This is a genomic window from Minwuia sp., from assembly GCF_048263705.1.
In the GTDB taxonomy this organism is placed as follows: domain Bacteria; phylum Pseudomonadota; class Alphaproteobacteria; order Minwuiales; family Minwuiaceae; genus Minwuia.
Map to the genome: position 1 here is coordinate 257,654 of NZ_JBLXDV010000002.1, position 17,148 is coordinate 274,801.

Annotated in this window: 18 protein-coding genes; 12 read left to right on the top strand and 6 right to left on the bottom strand. The window is 63.1% G+C overall.

Features of this window, described 5'->3' with window-relative positions; genetic code table 11:
• Positions 1-114 precede the first annotated feature (114 nt).
• From ACN0X7_RS03625 to ACN0X7_RS03650, 6 genes are all read left to right on the top strand, one after another.
• Positions 115-1,404 carry an alkyl sulfatase dimerization domain-containing protein gene (locus ACN0X7_RS03625; protein ID WP_417514205.1) on the top strand — a complete coding sequence of 430 codons (1,290 nt, stop codon included), beginning with the start codon at positions 115-117 and terminating at the stop codon, positions 1,402-1,404.
• A 320-nt stretch (positions 1,405-1,724) separates the two neighbouring features.
• Positions 1,725-3,095 (top strand): hypothetical protein, encoded by a 1,371-nt coding sequence (locus tag ACN0X7_RS03630; protein WP_417514207.1) that lies wholly within the window; start codon positions 1,725-1,727, stop codon positions 3,093-3,095.
• 9 nt (positions 3,096-3,104) lie between these two features.
• Positions 3,105-3,485, top strand: coding sequence for a hypothetical protein (locus ACN0X7_RS03635; protein ID WP_417514209.1), 381 nt, complete (start codon positions 3,105-3,107; stop codon positions 3,483-3,485).
• Positions 3,485-3,865 (top strand): hypothetical protein, encoded by a 381-nt coding sequence (locus ACN0X7_RS03640; protein WP_417514211.1) that lies wholly within the window; start codon positions 3,485-3,487, stop codon positions 3,863-3,865. Before ACN0X7_RS03635 ends, ACN0X7_RS03640 begins: the two co-directional genes overlap by 1 nt.
• A 614-nt stretch (positions 3,866-4,479) precedes the next feature.
• A complete protein-coding gene (locus ACN0X7_RS03645) occupies positions 4,480-5,172 on the top strand; it encodes a phosphatidylserine decarboxylase (RefSeq protein ID WP_417514213.1) in 693 nt (230 codons plus the stop codon).
• On the top strand, positions 5,169-5,918 hold the full coding sequence (locus ACN0X7_RS03650) for a CDP-alcohol phosphatidyltransferase family protein (protein ID WP_417514215.1): 750 nt from the start codon (positions 5,169-5,171) through the stop codon (positions 5,916-5,918). The genes ACN0X7_RS03645 and ACN0X7_RS03650 overlap by 4 nt, the downstream gene beginning before the upstream one ends.
• Positions 5,919-6,006: 88 nt before the next feature.
• On the opposite strand, the gene ACN0X7_RS03655 is transcribed toward ACN0X7_RS03650, so the two are convergent.
• Positions 6,007-6,873 carry a LysR family transcriptional regulator gene (locus ACN0X7_RS03655; RefSeq protein ID WP_417514217.1) on the bottom strand — a complete coding sequence of 289 codons (867 nt, stop codon included), beginning with the start codon at positions 6,871-6,873 and terminating at the stop codon, positions 6,007-6,009.
• 106 nt (positions 6,874-6,979) lie between these two features.
• Between ACN0X7_RS03655 and ACN0X7_RS03660 the strand changes: the two genes are divergently transcribed.
• Together ACN0X7_RS03660 and ACN0X7_RS03665 are read left to right on the top strand one after the other, a co-directional pair.
• Complete coding sequence (locus tag ACN0X7_RS03660; RefSeq protein ID WP_417514219.1) at positions 6,980-8,563, top strand: proton-conducting transporter membrane subunit; 1,584 nt, start codon at positions 6,980-6,982, stop codon at positions 8,561-8,563.
• Positions 8,560-10,986: a YbcC family protein gene (locus ACN0X7_RS03665; protein ID WP_417514221.1), complete on the top strand. Its 2,427-nt coding sequence runs from the start codon at positions 8,560-8,562 to the stop codon at positions 10,984-10,986. The genes ACN0X7_RS03660 and ACN0X7_RS03665 overlap by 4 nt, the downstream gene beginning before the upstream one ends.
• Before the next feature lie 18 nt (positions 10,987-11,004).
• On the opposite strand, the gene ACN0X7_RS03670 is transcribed toward ACN0X7_RS03665, so the two are convergent.
• Positions 11,005-11,721 carry an alpha/beta fold hydrolase gene (locus tag ACN0X7_RS03670; protein WP_417514223.1) on the bottom strand — a complete coding sequence of 239 codons (717 nt, stop codon included), beginning with the start codon at positions 11,719-11,721 and terminating at the stop codon, positions 11,005-11,007.
• Positions 11,722-11,788: 67 nt separating this feature from the next.
• Positions 11,789-12,418 (bottom strand): pyridoxamine 5'-phosphate oxidase family protein, encoded by a 630-nt coding sequence (locus tag ACN0X7_RS03675; RefSeq protein ID WP_417514225.1) that lies wholly within the window; start codon positions 12,416-12,418, stop codon positions 11,789-11,791.
• A 116-nt stretch (positions 12,419-12,534) separates the two neighbouring features.
• Between ACN0X7_RS03675 and ACN0X7_RS03680 the strand changes: the two genes are divergently transcribed.
• Positions 12,535-13,077 (top strand): GNAT family N-acetyltransferase, encoded by a 543-nt coding sequence (locus ACN0X7_RS03680; protein ID WP_417514226.1) that lies wholly within the window; start codon positions 12,535-12,537, stop codon positions 13,075-13,077.
• 21 nt (positions 13,078-13,098) lie between these two features.
• Here the strand turns inward: ACN0X7_RS03680 and ACN0X7_RS03685 are convergent, their stop codons facing one another.
• A complete protein-coding gene (locus ACN0X7_RS03685; RefSeq protein WP_417514228.1) occupies positions 13,099-13,854 on the bottom strand; it encodes a helix-turn-helix domain-containing protein in 756 nt (251 codons plus the stop codon).
• A 20-nt stretch (positions 13,855-13,874) separates the two neighbouring features.
• On the opposite strand from ACN0X7_RS03685, the gene ACN0X7_RS03690 reads away from it, so the two are divergent.
• From ACN0X7_RS03690 to ACN0X7_RS03700, 3 genes are all read left to right on the top strand, one after another.
• Positions 13,875-14,402: a hypothetical protein gene (locus tag ACN0X7_RS03690; protein WP_417514230.1), complete on the top strand. Its 528-nt coding sequence runs from the start codon at positions 13,875-13,877 to the stop codon at positions 14,400-14,402.
• A 10-nt stretch (positions 14,403-14,412) separates the two neighbouring features.
• A complete protein-coding gene (locus tag ACN0X7_RS03695) occupies positions 14,413-14,763 on the top strand; it encodes a hypothetical protein (protein WP_417514232.1) in 351 nt (116 codons plus the stop codon).
• 207 nt (positions 14,764-14,970) lie between these two features.
• Complete coding sequence (locus ACN0X7_RS03700) at positions 14,971-15,654, top strand: SDR family NAD(P)-dependent oxidoreductase (RefSeq protein WP_417514234.1); 684 nt, start codon at positions 14,971-14,973, stop codon at positions 15,652-15,654.
• Positions 15,655-15,711: 57 nt separating this feature from the next.
• Here ACN0X7_RS03700 and ACN0X7_RS03705 read toward each other — a convergent pair whose 3' ends face one another.
• Together ACN0X7_RS03705 and ACN0X7_RS03710 are read right to left on the bottom strand one after the other, a co-directional pair.
• Complete coding sequence (locus ACN0X7_RS03705) at positions 15,712-16,314, bottom strand: 2-hydroxychromene-2-carboxylate isomerase (protein ID WP_417514236.1); 603 nt, start codon at positions 16,312-16,314, stop codon at positions 15,712-15,714.
• A gap of 25 nt (positions 16,315-16,339) precedes the next feature.
• Positions 16,340-17,140, bottom strand: coding sequence for a MauE/DoxX family redox-associated membrane protein (locus ACN0X7_RS03710; protein ID WP_417514238.1), 801 nt, complete (start codon positions 17,138-17,140; stop codon positions 16,340-16,342).
• Positions 17,141-17,148: the final 8 nt, after the last annotated feature.

Sequence of the window (17,148 nt, forward strand, 5' to 3'; positions counted from 1 at the left end):
CGGCAAGGTCAATTCGGCCGCACTGCCTTCAACCCCCTCCCCGACCCTCCCCCTTTCATGGGGGAGGGAGTAGGCTGCTGTTGCACGGCTGCGGACTCACAGGGAGAGAAAACGATGGCTGACCTGCTGGGCATGAGCGCCCGCATCATCGACGAGGGCATCGACGAAGGCCCCGGCGTCTTCAACCGGGTCAACCGGGAACTGTCAGAAGTCGGCGACGGCGTCGCGGTGGTGGAGGCCTTCAGCCACGTCATCAGCTTCGACACGGGCGACGGGCTGGTGCTGTTCGATACCTCGCTGGAAGGGCACGCGCGCCCGATCATCGAGAGCCTGCGCAAGTGGCGCGACGCGCCTATCGACACCATCGCCTTCACCCATGGCCATGTCGATCACATCGGCGGCGCGAAAGCCTTTGTCGATCACGCGCTGGACCGGGGCGACCGGCGGCCCCGCTTCGTCGCGCACGAAAACGTGGACCCGCGCATCGACCGCTACACGCTGACCAGCGGATACAACAAGATCATCAACTGGCGGCAGTTCGCCATGTCGCGCGGCAAGAAGCTGGAGGACATGGACGACGCGCCCTTCGGTCCGACCGAGTGGGTGCGCCCCGACACGACCTTCCGCGAGAAGCTGTCGGTGCGCGTCGGCGATGACACCATCGAGATGCGCCACGACAAGGGCGAGACCGACGACCACCTGTGGGCCTGGCTGCCCGAGCGCAAGGCGATCTGTGCGGGCGACTTCCTGATCTGGATGTTCCCCAACGCGGGCAACCCGCAGAAGGCGCAGCGCTATCCGCTGGAATGGGCGCACGCGCTGCGCCAGATGCAGGCGATGGGGGCGGAACTGCTGCTGCCTGCCCACGGCCTGCCCATCGCGGGCAGGAAACGCATCAGCGAGGTGCTCGACAACATGGCCCGCGCGCTGGAAGGGCTGGTCGAGGAGACCCTGAAGCTGATGAACCAGGGCGCGAAGCTGAACGACATCATCCATTCGGTGCATGTGCCCGCCGACCTGCTGGAGAAGCCCTACCTGCGCCCCATGTATGACGAGCCGGAGTTCGTGGTGCAGAACATCTGGCGGCTCTACGGCGGCTGGTACGACGGCAATCCCGCCAACCTGAAACCCGCCCGCGACGCCGAACTGGCCGAGGAGATCACCCGCCTCGCCGGCGGTGCCCCGGCACTGGGCTTTCGCGCCCGCGAACTGTCGGAAGCCGGCCAGCACCGCCTCGCCTGCCACCTCGCCGAAATCGCCGCCGCCGCCGCCCCCGACTCAACGGCGGTGCACAAGGCCCGCGCCAAGGTCTACGCGGCAAGACGCGACGCCGAACTCAGCCTGATGTCAAAGGGCATCTACGGCGCGGCGGCGGCGGAGAGCGCGGGGAAGGTGGAGGAGTGAGGGGGCCGGGCGGATACGGATGACATCCGGGGTGTTCCGGAAAACGAAGGCTTTTCGGAAACCTCGAAGGGCAACTCCGGGGACAATGCGCCAATGCGCTGCACGTGCGAAAGATATTTGACCTTGATCATCACGCTGGAAATATGGGCGGAGAGCGGAAGTTCGCTGGATGTGCGGCGGAACGTGCCACGTCCAATCAAAGCGGACTATTCGGAGTTGAATTCAATGCTCCTTTGGATTGTTTGTCGGGCGTTCATACATAAGAACTTCATTATCGAAAATTTTGGCAAGCTCGGCATGTTTGTATTGAGAGGATTCCGATGGACTTGATCCGCCCCCGATTTACCGAGTTTTATGACGTCTTCGCCCCGCAGGCAGAGCTCGACTTCGCGATTCCGTTCCTAGACGAAGACATCCCGCTTTATGTCGACCCCTTTCTCCTGTGGCGCTCGCCTGGTCTCCAGGACAAGGGGCTGCATCAGGTGATTTTGGGTGCCTTCAACAATCTGGGGGCTCTCTCTAAATCGGGCAGCCAGGAACAGGCGATCCTGCAGCTCATAGCTGCTTCGGAATGTGATGAGGTTGGTTTAGGGACATCTGCGACCAAGAGGGGGACGCGGATTGGTCGCGCCAAGGCGGAAGAAGTTCTCAGCCTTTTCGAACGGATACCCTACTATCGCGATCATGGTTTTAGGCATTTCGAAGAGGTTCAGCTCTTTGTTGATGGCATTGGCAAAGATCGTATCAGCGATATCGCCTGTAATTTCATTAAGAGCTTCTTGATCGACTACACCGCTCAGGAGTGCAAAGCGTTGGGTATCGAGCTAAAGCGCGCCGTGGTCCCAAACGTCTATGATCCATCCTCTTTGATTTTTGACGACGTTGAGACTGACGTTCCGGTTCACCCGGAGACGGGGCTCCCAGTCTTACTTGTGCCAAAACGGTGGCTAAGGCACGTCCCTTGGATAAACTATGACAGCTATTTCCGGGATTTTTGCCCCCAGGATGACATAGCGCACGAGGGGGAAGAGCTCTCCCGTGTCAGGGTACAAACATACAACCGCGATAACTATGGCGTCATTGATGCCTACGTGCAGGCGCGAGAGCGCTCCTTTGAAGACTGCAAAAACGACCCTCTTTTCTCACGGATTCCGGTACTTTCTGCCCGCCGAAAGCTGACGGCGATCAAAAAACTGCCAACCGGGAAAGACGATGGAGCGGACATCGCCTATGAGAAGCTGATCGGGCAACTCCTTCCGTCTCTCCTGTATCCGCAACTCGACTTCGCTCAGGAACAAGCTCGCACCGACAGCGGCGTGAGCATCCGCGACCTGATCTTTTACAATAGCCGGACGCATCCCTTCCTTCAGGAACTTATGGCAGATTATGGTTCGAGGCAGATCACGTTCGAAATGAAAAATGTGAAGGCCATTGAGAGCAAGCATGTGGATCAGCTCAACCGATACCTGAAAGAAAACCTTGGAAGCTTCGGAGTCTTCGTAACACGCAATCCGTTGAACAAGGCGCGGTTTTCGGGCACGGTTGATTTATGGTCAGGGCAGCGGAAGGCGATTGTCACTTTGACGGATGCGGACATCGAACAGATGGTTGAGGTATTTGACAGCAAGCAACGTGACCCGCTCGATGTTGTTATCAAAAAGTATGCAGAATTTAGAAGGGCTTGCCCTTGAGGAGGAGTATTGAAGAGCATTGAAGATATCGAAAATCTTGAAAAAACGATTGGGCAGCTCAAGGCTGTTCACGGCGAGATGTCTCTTCTTTCGAAGAAGTCTCAGAACGATGCTGTCAATAAATTCAAGTTGGGTATGATCAACAAGGTTATCGCTTCTGCTAATAGTGTGCTCGGATCAGAATATCGACCCTTCGATGACTTCGAGGCATTCGATGTCGACGAACTGCCATCAAATAGCGATGTGGTTTTTGTTATTGCTCAATATCTTGAAGAGATTGAGAGGTTTAGAACCGACAATATCGTCAACCATGACTACAAGTGGGTCTATCTGATCGAAGGTAAGCCGAGCGAAATCCTAGCGGATGCAAAAACACGAGGGAGAGGCTAATGGCATATCAACCCGAAACGACCACAGCGAAGGTCGCAACATATCGAGCGGCAAAAGGCGTGTTTTTCGGCCTGCTTTTCGAAATGAAAGAACTATCAAGGAAAAAGGCTGATGCGACGCTTAGTAAAGGAAAAGTGAAAATTCTCAACAGGGTGCTCGAAGATCTAAATGAAGTCTTGGGCGACGAAGCGGAGGCAAAGTACCTAGATCTGCTGGACGAGGATGACCTACCACAGAACAGTGACGCGGTCTTGGTGATGGTTCAGTACGAGAAGGCGTTGAAGGCGTTCGCCGAGCGTTACAAGGCATTTGATCGAGAGAAACGTGAGAGTTATTGGGTGACTGAGAACTCGTCGCTTGAGAGAGATTACGTTGATTAATTATAATTTCCCTCTTCGGGTTTGCCGCTAAATACTAGCAAGCTCTAAGTCGGCGAAATCGGGTATGCGTCAATGTCCGCTATGCGTGCTGCGGCCGCAGTATTTAGCGAATGGGGCGAAGGTCGCCTTTGGGCCGAAAGCGAAGCGGGAATTTCACCGCCGCCAGCCAAGAATGACTAACACAGCACGACAACTATGGCTCGAAGCCGTTATCCACGTATTCCACAAAACCTGGTTTTTTCAGAACGGTATCGGTGCGCGCCGGGGCAGGCTCGGGGGTGCCTGTCAACGTTCCGAAATCCGCTACCGGAAACGGGAATCAGACAAAGGCTTGCGTGACGCTGTGTGAATTCGGTGTCTGCGAGAGCGGAAGGTCATTTCTGACGTAGTCCGTCGGCGCGATGTCCTGGTGGACCGCGCGGTCAGCGCAGAAGTCTGTCACGAACCCAATCGGCAGCAATCACAGCTACGATGCGATTTGACCAGCGGCGTGTCTCATGCGACGCATGGCAATCTGGACGGCGCGCTGCAACACCTGCTCGATATCGGCGTTGTCAAAAGATCACCATTTAGAGTCCACGCTTCTGGATCGAATTTCTAGCGAAAGACCGCCCATGAATATGCTCAAGATTGTTGCGGTCCCGATGCATCCCGAGGGCCGGAAGTTCGTGGCGATCTTCGCGGCCATATCGGTGGGTCTGGCCTTCGTCTGGGAACCGCTGTTCTGGATCGGCTGCGGGCTGACCGTCTGGTGCTATTACTTCTTCCGCGATCCCGTGCGCGTCATCCCACAGCAGGCGGGCCTTGTGCTGTCGCCTGCGGACGGGGTGGTATCGCTGATCCAGGACGTCGTCCCGCCGGCGGAACTGGGGCTGGGCGACGCGCCCCTGCAGCGGGTTTCGGTCTTCATGAACGTCTTCAACTGCCATGTGAACCGCGCGCCGGTCGCGGGCAAGGTGACTGCGGTCGCCTATCATCACGGCAAATACCTGAATGCGTCGCTGGACAAGGCCAGCGAGCACAACGAGCGCAACGGCCTGACCATCGAGATGGCGGACGGCGTTCGCATCGGCGTGGTTCAGATCGCCGGTCTGGTGGCGCGGCGGATCGTCTGCTTCGTGGCCGAGGGCGCGGATCTGGAGGTCGGACACCGCTTCGGCCTGATCCGCTTCGGCAGCCGTCTGGATGTCTATCTGCCGCCGGGTGTGTCCCCGCTGGTTGCCGTCGGTCAGACGGCGGTGGCGGGCGAGACGGTGCTGGCGGACATGACAGGACCCCGGGAACAGCGGCGCGGCGTGCCGGAATGAAGAAAACCAGCCGCATCAAACTACGCCACATCGCGCCGAGCCTGGTCACGATCTTCGCGATCTGCGCGGGACTGACCTCGGTCAGGATGAGCCTGCAAGGCCACCTGGAAACGGCCCTCTACTTCATCCTGCTGGCGGTGTTCCTGGATGCGGTCGACGGCAAGCTGGCGCGGTATCTGGATTCGGTCAGCCTGTTCGGCGCGGAACTGGATACGCTGGCCGACTTCTTCAATTTCGGTATTGCGCCCGGCATCCTGCTGTTCAACACGCTCTACATAGGCACCGAACACGCCAATCTGGGCTGGCTCGCGACACTGCTGCTGGCGGCCTGCTGCGCCCTGCGGCTGGCGCGCTTCAACCTGTCGATGAAAGATCCGGAAGGCGCGGCGAAGAAGTCCACCTTCTTCGTCGGCGTTCCGGCACCGGCGCTCGCCTGCCTGGCGCTGTTGCCGATCTTCATCCAGCTGCAGGGATGGTCGACCGAGAGCGTTCTGCCCCTTTGCGCGATCTACACGATGGGCGTCGGGTTCCTGGCCGTCAGCACGGTACCGACATTCTCGATCAAGTACGCATCGATCAAGCGGTCGCACGTGCCGGTCGCGGTGATCCTGTCGATCGCCCTGGTGACCTGCCTGATGGTCTATCCCTGGCCCATGCTGATTGCGGCGAACCTGATCTATCTGGTGTCGATGCCGTTTTCGTACCTGTCGCACCGCAAGCAGGCAGCGGCACTGGCCGACGTCTGAAACCGCGCCGATCGAGCGCCGGAAGCAGCCGGTCCGCATCAGCACCGCAAGGTCCAGGACCCGGAACGCTCGGGTCCTTCGGATCCGCCTACTTCAGCAGCTTGCCCAGCAGCGGATTGCCGAAGCGGCGCTCGATGGTGACGGCATAGAACGTCTCGGTCAGATTCGGCAGTTCCTCGGCCTGGATCAGGGCCCCGACAGCAAGCTCGTCGCGCACGACGATGGGCGGCAGGACGGCCAGACCGACGCCTTCCCGCGCGAGCAGCCGCATCATGGCCATGTCGTCGACCTCGGCGGCGATCTGCGGCTTGATGTCCAGCCGGTCGATCATGGCGTCGAAGCCCATCCGCAGACCGCTGGCCGTCGAGGGCAGGATCAGGGGGAAGTCGGACAGACGCTGTGACAGCGACAGGTCCGACGGGCACAGGCCGGGCACGCCGATCAGGCTGACCGTCTGTTCGTCGATCCGTTGCGTGATGAAGGCGGTCAGCGCGTCCGACGGCGGCGGCTGATTCGTCAGCACCAGATCCAGATGCAGGGACGCGAGCGCATTGAAGAGCTCGGCCGCGCTGCCCGAGCGCAGGATCACCTCGACATCCGGTTGCGCCAGCACGGGGCGCAGGAACGAAAGCTGGAAGTTGCGGGAAAGCGTCGCGAGCGAGCCAATCCTGAGCGCCTGCCTGTACTGCCCGGTCTGTTGCAGTGTCGCGACGAGTTCGTCGCCCGCCGCGAAGATGGCGTCGGCGTGATCCAGCGCGATCCGGCCCGCCTCGGTCAGGTGCAGCAGGCGGCCCCGGCGTTCGAACAGCGCATGGCCCAGCCGTTCCTCAAGCTGTCGGATCTGGGTGGACACCGCCGACTGGGACACATTCAGATTTGCCGCAGCCCGGGTCAGGTTGCCTTCATAGGCGACGGCCCGGAAATAACGCAGGTGGTGATAGTTCAGTTCCGACATATCATTCTATTATTCAGAACTATATCTGCTGAACAATGTATTTTTCGCAATGATCGATCTCGCCTAGATAGTCGACATGTTTCAACCCGGTGAGGGATCCGCCGCCATGCTTCTGAACCTGATAACCCTTGTCGCTCCGCTCGCCATGCTGACCGTCGTCTTCTTCGCGCGGAAGCATCCTGGCCGCCGCCCGACGGCGCTGATCGCGCTGGCCGAGAGGGCCGCGCTGGTCGGACTCGCAGCCGCCATCCTGTCGGTGGTCGTGCTGCTGTCGCAGGGTTCCGGCACGCTACGTTTCATCGAGATCGGCGGCTTCAGCCTGGCTACCCGGCTGGATGCCGTCAGCGCCACGATGCTGGTGCTGATCACCTTCGTCGGCTGGGTGGTGCTGCGCTACTCGGGGTCCTATCTGGACGGCGAGCCGCAGCAGGGCCGCTTCATCGGCTGGATGGCCGCGACGCTGGCCGCGGTGCTGATGATCGTACAGGCGGGCGACCTGATCACCCTGCTGGCGGCCTGGATCGCCACCAGCCTCTGCCTGCACCAGCTGCTGCTGTTCTATCGCGACCGGATCGCGGCGCGGCGGGCGGCACGGAAGAAGTTCGTGGTGGCGCGGATCAGCGACCTGGCGCTGGTCATCGCCTTCGCCCTGCTGACCGTCGGCTTCGGCACGACCGATATCACGTCGATCCTGAACATGGCGCGGGACGGCGCGACCCCGGTGGCGGCCATTTGGGCGACAGGCTTCCTGGCCATCGCCGCCATCCTGAAGTCGGCCCAGTTTCCCTCACACGGCTGGCTGACCGAGGTCATGGAGGCCCCGACCCCGGTATCGGCACTGCTGCACGCAGGCGTCATCAACGCGGGCGGGTTCCTGCTGATCCGGTTCGCCGACGTGATGCTGCTGGCGCCCGGCGTCCTGGCAGCGCTGGTGATGATCGGCGGCTTCACGGCGCTGCTCGGCGGTCTGGCCATGCTGACCCAGTCGGCAGTGAAGACCTCGCTGGCCTGGTCGACGATCGCCCAGATGGGTTTCATGATCATGCAGTGCGGCCTGGCGCTTTTCCCGCTGGCCCTGCTGCACATCGTGGCGCACTCGCTCTACAAGGCGCATGCCTTCCTGTCCTCAGGCACCGCGGTTGACGTGGTCGCCGCGATCCGCCGGCCTGGCCCCGTCGCGATCCCGAACGGCAAGGCAGTCGCCCGTGCCTTTGTCCTGGCCATCGGCATCTATGTGGTCATCGGCCTGATCTTCGGCTTTGCCGAGAAGTCCCCGCAGGCGATCGCGCTGGGCGCGATCCTGATCTTCGGTGTGGCCTACCTGCTGGCCCAGGGTCTGGCCGACGCCGCGCCCCGGGTACTGACCCGCTATACGGCCCTCTGCTCGGTGGCCGCAGCCATCGGGTACTTCGCGCTGCAGACCGGCGCCGAATGGATCATGACGGGCACCCTGCCCGCCACTCCCGCACCCGGCCCCCTGCAGTGGACGCTGATCGTGCTGGCCGTTCTCAGCTTCGGCGCAGTGGCCTTCGCGCAGGCGATGTTTCCGCTCTGGGCCTACCACCCGGCCACCGCGTCCCTGCGGGTGCATCTGACCAACGGGCTCTACGCCAACGCCCTGTTCGACCGCCTGCTGAACGGCTGGTCGGCAAAGCCTTCAACCGACGATCCGACGGGAGTATCGAAATGACAGACTCAACCGAAAACGCAGCCCTGTCCGCCTCCGTGCAGGATCAGGCCATCGACGCCGCACTGAGGCACATTCCACCGGTCTGGCCCCTTTCCTCGTTCGTCGCCGTGAACCCGTTCATGGGCCAGACCGGCGAGACACTGGCCACCGCCGGCGCGCGGCTGGCCCGGGTGGCAGGCACCAGGGTGACGATGCCCAACGCGTGGTACATGGACAGGATCACATCCGGCGAGATCACCGACGCCGACCTCGCGGCCGCGCTCGACGCGTCCGCGCACGCCGGCAAGCCGGACAGCGTCGATGCGCTGAAGGCCCTGGCCCGGGAAGAACCGACTGCCGTGACCGGGATACAGACCGTTGCCGACATCGCGGCGGCGGAGACCCGTGTGGACTGGCCCGCCGTGATCGCCGACCGGTTTGGCACATGGGCCAGCGGCTATTTCGACGAAGGACAGGCCCTCTGGGCCGCGCCGCGCGGCAGAAGCGCCTGGGCGGCCTATCGCGCCTATGCCACGCACGATCTGACGCCCGAGATCATCGGGCTGGCGGGCTTCGGCCAGTTCGTCGCCGACGCACCCGAGAAGGCGGCCGACGCGATCGCGCGGGCCACCACCACTCTGGGACTGGATGAGGCCGGTCTGGAAAGCTATTTCCACCAGTTGCTGCTGACATTCGGCGGATGGTCCCAGTATGCCCGCACACAGCTCTGGCAGGCCGAGCTGGCCGGGAAGGACGACCGGACCCTGTCGGATTTCCTCGCCATCCGGCTGCTGTGGGAAGAGGCCATGCTGACCCTGGGTCCGGCGTCCATCGAGACCCGCTGGACCGAAGCCAGGTCCGCACACGGCAACGCGCCCGCACCGGACAGCCAGCATATTGCCGGGGAGATCCTGCAGGAAGCGGCCGAGCGGGCGGCCCAGCGCAGGCTGGCGGACATCCTTGCCCAGCCCGCGGCCACGGCGGACGAAGGCCGCCCCGCACTTCAGGCGGCTTTCTGCATCGACGTCCGTTCCGAAGTGTTCCGGCGGGCGCTGGAATCGGTCGATCCGGCGATCCGGACCATCGGCTTTGCCGGCTTCTTCGGCCTGTCCGCAAAGCACCGCGGATTCGCGTCCGATGTCGAGGAACTCCGGCTGCCCGTACTGCTGAACCCGGCGGTCACATCCTCTTCCGGCAGCGAAAGCATGGTCGACGCGGATCTGTCGCGGCGCTACCTGCTGCGGGCAAAGCGGGCCTGGGGCCGCTTCAAGCTGGCGGCGGTCTCATCGTTCGCGTTCGTCGAGGCGATGGGACCGGTCTATGTCGGCAAGCTTGTCGGCGACGCGCTGCATCTGCGTGGACAGTCACCGGCAAACGATCCGGCCCCGCGCTTCGATCCCCCGCTCGATCTGGAAACCCGGATCGGCGCGGCAGAGACCGTGCTGCGGGCCATGTCGCTGACAGCCAACTTCGCCCGGGTCGTCGTGCTGGCCGGGCACGGAGCCAACGTCGTCAACAACCCCCACGCCAGCGGGCTGCATTGCGGGGCCTGCGGTGGCTATTCAGGCGAGGTCAACGCGCGGCTGCTGGCCGGACTGCTGAACGACAGCGAGGTGCGGGCAGGCCTGACCGAAAAGGGCATCCGAATCCCCGACGACACCCTGTTCCTTGCCGGGCTGCACGACACGACCACCGATACCGTGACGCTCTATACCGAGGATCGCGCGTTCCCCGATCATGCTGAGGACGTGAAGCAGGCCGAGGCCTGGATGAAGACGGCAGGTGCCATCGCCAGGGGTGAGCGGGCGCTGCGCCTGCCACGCGCCGACAAGGCCGACGATATCACCGTCAGGGCAAAGGACTGGGCGGAAGTCCGGCCGGAATGGGCGCTGGCAGGCTGCAGCGCCTTCATCGCGGCCCCGCGCAGGCGCACCAGCGGCCGGTCGCTGGCGGGCCGGGCCTTCCTGCACGACTATGAATGGGGACCGGATTCCGAAAACGGGTACGGCGTGCTGGAACTGATCATGACCGCGCCGGTCGTCGTCGCAAGCTGGATCAGCCTGCAGTACTACGGTTCGACGGTGGCACCCGAACTATTCGGATCGGGCAACAAGCTGCTGCACAATGTCGTCGGCGGCATCGGGGTGTTCGAGGGCAACGGCGGCCTGCTGCGCGCGGGCCTGCCGATGCAGTCGGTGCACGACGGGGAAAACCACGCGCATGAACCGCTGCGGCTCTCGGTCTGCATCGAAGCGCCGCGCGAGGCGATGAACGACATCCTCAGCCGGCACGACGGTGTCCGCGCCCTGTTCGACAACCGGTGGCTGCACCTGTTCGCCATGGACGGGGACGGACGGCTGTCGCATCGCTACACCGGCGACCTGACCTGGGAGGCATTCGAGGGCGAAACCGACGCATCGCCCGAAACCCGGGCCGCCGCATGATCGGCAACGCCGCCGGCGTCAGCTGTTTCCGGCCAGAAATCCGGAAATCGCTGCGCTGGCGGCTTCGACGTGTTCCGGCTCTTTCCAACGCTCGATCAGGGTCGCCTGCGGCGCGATCCCGGCGATCCGCCGCGAGGTGACTTCCGGGTGATAGACGTCCGTGCCCATCGCGACCAGCAGCGGCACCGGACAGGCGGCGACGACGTCCTCGCCGACATTGAACAGGAAATCGCCGCCGAACATGGTTTCGCGAAAGCGCGCCCATTCTTCGTCGCTGACGGACGGATGCAGCGGCTTCACCTCCTCGGCCCAGCTGTCGAACATCTCGAAGAAGGTCTGGCGGTTGTCGTCATAGCCGATCGGCTGCAGCATCACCGCAGAGGCGACGCGGTCAGGAACGGCCCGGATCAGTTCCATGATGAACGACCCGCCGATGCACATGCCGATGACGTGAAACCGCCCGATCCCCAGATGATCCAGCAGCCCGAGCTGGTCGGCCAGATAATCCTGCCAGCCATCGTCACCGGTGATCGGTGCTGTCGATTGGCCCGCGTTGCGCTGATCCATCGCGACAACCCGATAGTGCGACGACAGCCGCCTGATCGGGTCGTAAGGGGCGTTCCGCCAGTAGGGCACCGACGATCGCATCCCGCCCGGCGCCAGCGCCAGCACGGGAAAGCCATCGCCATGTATTTCATAGTGAATGCGGGCTTCATTTCGTTCGAATACGGGCATGGCGGCCTCCCTGGGCAAGTGAGTCACGGCAGGTGAAAATCAGGATCGACGACCCCGATCATCTGGATCAGTCCTGATCATCGTCCAGCATGTCACGGTGCGGGTCATCTTTAGGCAGGCCCGCGCGGATGTAGTCACGCTTCTTCCATTCCGGCGGCGGCGGCGTGCCCTGTCCCGCGCGCGGGACATGGGGGGAGGGCCTGCCCTCGGCAAAGTCGGGGACGTAGCGCGGGCAGTTCGGATAGATCTCGCAATCGACGCGGACGACGAATTTGGCGCCCACGTGACGCGCGAGGCTTTCGGCATCCTGCAGGATCGTCGCCTTGCCATTGATGCGCATGCGCAGGCTCCTGCCGTCGAACTTCACGAACAGCAGGCCGATGTTCGGGTTCTGCCGGATGTTGCCAAGCGTCCGGTACATCGAGTTGCCGTCATATTCGGGATATTCGATGGTGTTCGGGCCGACGATGCGAACAAAGCCCGGGTCGCCGGACTTCATGCTGCAATCGACATAGCCGTCCCAGGTGGATGCGATGAAGAAACAGGGCGTCTCCGCGATCATCTGTTTCTCGGCGTCCCAGAATTCGCGGTGGACGCGCCTGTCGGCGATGGCGTCGGCCGTGCGCCGGCCATCCATGTCGTCCTGCAGCGCGCGCATCCCCTCATGGAAGAAGGGCCGGTCTTCGAAAACATCCATGCTCTGAGCCTCTGTGCGCGATGAGGAGCCATTGTCGGCCACAAGCCCGCAACGGCCAAGAGCAAAGGCGAAGGCAACGGCTTGCCGCAGCGGTTACGGCGCCCCAGTTCGACGAGATGACGACGTCCGGTACCGACAGGCGAAGCGAACAGGCGCTCATCCGGCCCTTCGAGGCGCGTGACGCGACCCCTGTGCGCGATCTCTTCATCCGCGTGAACCGCGGCCTCGCGCCGCCGCATATGCGCGGTGCGTTCGAACTCTATATCCAGCGCTCACTGACAGAAGAGATCGATCGCATCGGCGACTATTTCGCCGACCGCAACGGTGCCTTCTTCGTCGCCGAGCGCGGTGACCGTATCTGCGGCATGTTCGGGCTGGAAACTGTCGGTCCGGGCAGCGTCGAGCTGCGCCGCATGTATGTCGATCCGGATGCGCGGGGCCTGGGTCTGGGCCGCCAGCTGCTCGCCCGTGCCGAGGCGGAAGCACGAAAGCTGGGCGGCGACCGCCTGATCCTCAGCACGTCCGAAGTGCAGGAGGCGGCGCTGGGGCTGTATCGCAGCTCAGGTTATGTCCAGACCCGGGAAGAGATCGCCGACACCGTCAGCAACAAGACGCTCGGCGGCGGACTGCGGCGGTTTCATTTCGAGAAACCGCTCTGACCGCCCGGCGATGACAGAACCTCAGTCCGCCACCGCCATGGCCCTGAGCGCCTGTTCGGTCTCCTCGTCCGCCGGGAAATACATCTCGATCTTCAGATCGTCGAGGGTCAGATCCTCCGGCGTGCCGAACTGCGCAATGGTCGCGAACAGCGAGAGCCGCAGCGGTCCGGCCCGGTAGATCGTCGGCACGACCGGCCCGAAATCGTCCTGTCCGGCACCGGGCACGCGGGCGAGCACATCGGCCACGCGATCCAGCTCTGGCACACCCCCTTGCGCCGCGCTTTCCGTCCGCAACCGTCGTGCGGCGTGCCGGGCGACCTCGGGCCAGTTCTCGATCAGCGGCGGCAGGGCATCGGAGATCAGCAGGTCCAGCAGGCTGTCGCCCTCTCCGATCTGAAGCGGACCGAACAGGCGTTCCGCGGGCCGGTTCATCCGAACCATGCGCCACAGACGGTCGAACGCGACCGCCGGATAGGGGCTGTGCGCCGTCAGCGTGTGTTCGACAGCCGCGCGGACCGGTGCCATCGCCTGGGCATCCCATTCACGCGCGGGGTACTGTGCCGCGAACCCCGCGACGGTGAGCATCTCGTTCCGCGCCGCCAGCGGCAGCTGCAGCGCATCCCCCAGCCGCCCGATCATGTCCGGGCTGGGTCGCGCCCGGCCGGTCTCGAGGAAAGACAGATGCCGCGTCGAAACGTCGGCTTCCATCGCCAGTTCAAGCTGACTGAAACGGCGCGCCTTGCGCCATGCCTTCAGGGTCTGCGGAAATGCGTTCATGCCCCCGGAGAATAGAGCACATGACGAGGCGCGTCAGTTACCTCGGAGGTAATTGCCTGCATGTCGAGGGCGGCCCAAGAATGCCGGCACACGACACGCGGGAGCAGAACATGTCGCAGGAGTTCCACAAATTCTGGCTGAAGATCACAGCCCTTGTCATCGCCGGGTTTGCGCCCGTGCTTTTCCTCGGGACGATGGAAGCCACATCCGGGCCTGCGCGACTGACAATCGACATGCTCAGCTGGCCGGTCGATGGCGTGCAGACCTATGACGCGCCCGAAACGCGTTTCCTCTCGGCGCTGCTCGGCGGCTTTCTGCTGGGCTGGGGCGTGATGGTCTGGTGCCTGTCGGTCTGGGTCCATGACCTTGCGCCGGAACCGGTACGCAGATCGGTGGTGATTGGCATTGTGTGCTGGTTCCTGCTGGACAGCGCCGGTTCGATCGCATCCGGAACGGCTTCCAACGCACTGTTCAACGTCGTCATCCTGCTGGTCGCCGTGGGGCCGCTGTGGCGGCCTGCCACTTCCACCACTTCCACCCCATCCTGAGGACTGAATCATGACCTTCTTTCGCGGTTTTCTTGCGGCTCTTTTCATCACCATCGCGATCTACACGATCTTCGTCGTCGCGGATCACGGCTGGAACCTGATCCCGGTGTTCGTCGGCGACATACTGGCGGTAACATGGCGCGGTCAGTTCAACCTGGATTTCCTGACGTTTCTGATGCTGACGGGCGTGTGGATCGCCTGGCGGGGCGGCTTCAGCGCAGGCGCACTGGTCCTGGGCGCCGTCGCTCCACTCTTCGGCATGCCGTTCCTGTCCGCCTATCTGCTGTTCCTGACAGCAAGAACCGGAGGCGATATCCGGCAGGTGCTGCTGGGCGTCCATGCGGACCCGAAGACCAGTTGAGCGGCTCAGGTCCCGCCGGACCGGAAGGTGATCACACGATACAGGTAGATCAGCACGAAGCCGCCCACGACCACGCTGGAGGCCGGGTCGGGACGGCAGGCCTGCCGTCGCATGCTTTCCGGGCACCTGGCACGCGCGGGGCATCCGATCCGGGCGGCAAGACGTAGTGTTGGACATCAGATGTGCATCACGGAAGCGGACCGGAACATGAGCCGATTTGAAAGAGCCATTGTCATCGGGGCGTCGGGCGGCATCGGATCCGCCATGGCAGACGCCGTGTCCGAACGCGGCGGCGAGGTGACGGGGCTGCACCGCGCCTCCAGTCCGGCCATCGATCTGACCGACGAGGCCAGCATCGAGGCCGCCGCCGACGCCGTCTCGGCGCGCGGCCCCTTCGATCTGATCTTCATCGCGACCGGCGCCCTGTCGCTCGATGCAGCCGGGCCGGAGAAGAACCTGCGGCAACTCGAACCGGATCACCTCGGACGGATCATGGCGCTGAACGCCATCGGCCCGGCCCTTGTGATCAAGCATTTCCACAGTCTGCTGCCGCGCGAGGGACGCTGCGTGATCGCCGCCCTGTCGGCCCGGGTGGGCTCGATCGGCGACAACGGTCTGGGCGGCTGGTACGGCTATCGCGCCTCGAAGGCCGCGCTGAACCAGTTCGTGCGCACGGCATCCATCGAGATCCGCCGCAAGCGGCAGCAGGCCGTTACCCTCGCCCTGCATCCGGGGACGGTGGAGACACGATTGTCAGCAGATTTCACCGACGGCCGGAAAACATTCTCGCCCGGCGAGGCGGCTTCGAAGCTGCTGGATGTCCTCGAAGGCGCGACGCCCGGCATGAACGGCGGCTTCTTCGACTACGCCGGTGAAGCCATCGATTGGTAGATCCCGAACCTCCGGACGGATCACCGGGAGATTGCGGTCCATCCGGTTCGTGAAGCGCTATGCGCCACCGCCACAACGCCGCAGTTCGTCCTCGACGAATTCCATCCGGTCCTTGCCCCAGAACAGCTCATCACCGATCAGCATGGACGGCGCGCCGAAGACGCCACGATCCAGCGCCGATCCGGTTTCATCGGCCAGTGCTGCGCGAACCGGATCGCTTTCGGTCTCGGCCTCGAACGCATCGCCGTCGATGCCCAGTCCTTCGGCGAGTTTCCGCAATGTCGGCAGACCGGAGATGCTGTCGTCCCCGCGCTCCCAGTAGGCATCCAGCACGGCGGAAATGAAGTCGGCCTCGCGGTTCCAGCGGCGCATCGCGATCGCGCCGCGCAGGGCCACGCTGGTCTTGATCGGAAACACGTCCGGGAAACCGAACGCGAGGTCATGCTTCCCGGCCCAGCGCATCAGGTCGCGCTTGCGGTTCTCGATCTTCGCGGCGGGTTCCTCCATCAGCACGTAATTGTGGTGCCGGAAGACATAGCCCAGATTGAAGGCGCGCGGCACGATCCGGGCGCCATGGCGATCCGCAATCGCGGGCAGCAGTTTCCACGCGAAATAGGTGTTCGTGCTGCCCGGATCCCAGAAGAACTCGATATCGGTCATCGGAGCGATATCGCATGGAACCGGATCAGTATGCCAGCGCCTTCAGCGGCATCCAGATGCCCATCAGCACCATCATCACGTTCTCGGTCAGGGAAATCGCGCCGAGCGGAACATTGCTGTCGCCGCCGACGCAGGCGCACTTCAGGTTGCGCTTCTCTATGTAGACGGCCCTGAAGACCGAGACTGCGCCGATGCCCCCGATGAACAGCGCCAGGGGCGAGGCGAGCCAGATTCCAATACCGGCGATCATCAGCAATCCGGCAAGACCTTCGGCGTACGGATAGATGTAGCCATAGCGCACCCAGCGCCGGGCCAGCAGGTCGTAGTTCAGGAACATGGTCGAGAAGCTCTCGACGTCCTTCAGTTTCTGCACCGCCAGCAAACACATGGAAATGGCGATGAACAATTCGAAGGTCCGGACAGAGACGATGTCCGTCGAAGCGGTGGCGGCGGCCGTGGCCACGGCCATCAGGAACCCCATGACGAACAGCGCGATGACCGGTCGATAGGTGTTGTGGTCCGCATCGGGGACATCATGACCCAGATGCGCGCGCAGATCGTCATACCCCCCGACGCGTTCGCCTTCGATGAAGATCTGCGGCGTGGTTTCGACACCGTGCTCGGCCTGGAAGGCGTCGGTTTCCTCACGCGTCGTCAGCCAGCGATCGTCGACCTCGAAGCACTCACGCTCCAGCAGGTCCTTGGCTTTCAATCCGTAGGGACAGACATGTTCCGGCATCACCATGCGGTGGATGACGGCCTTCCGTCCGCGCCCCGCCTTCCGGCCCGAAGGCAGGAGGCTCACCAGCATATCCCGAACAGACATTTCCCTCT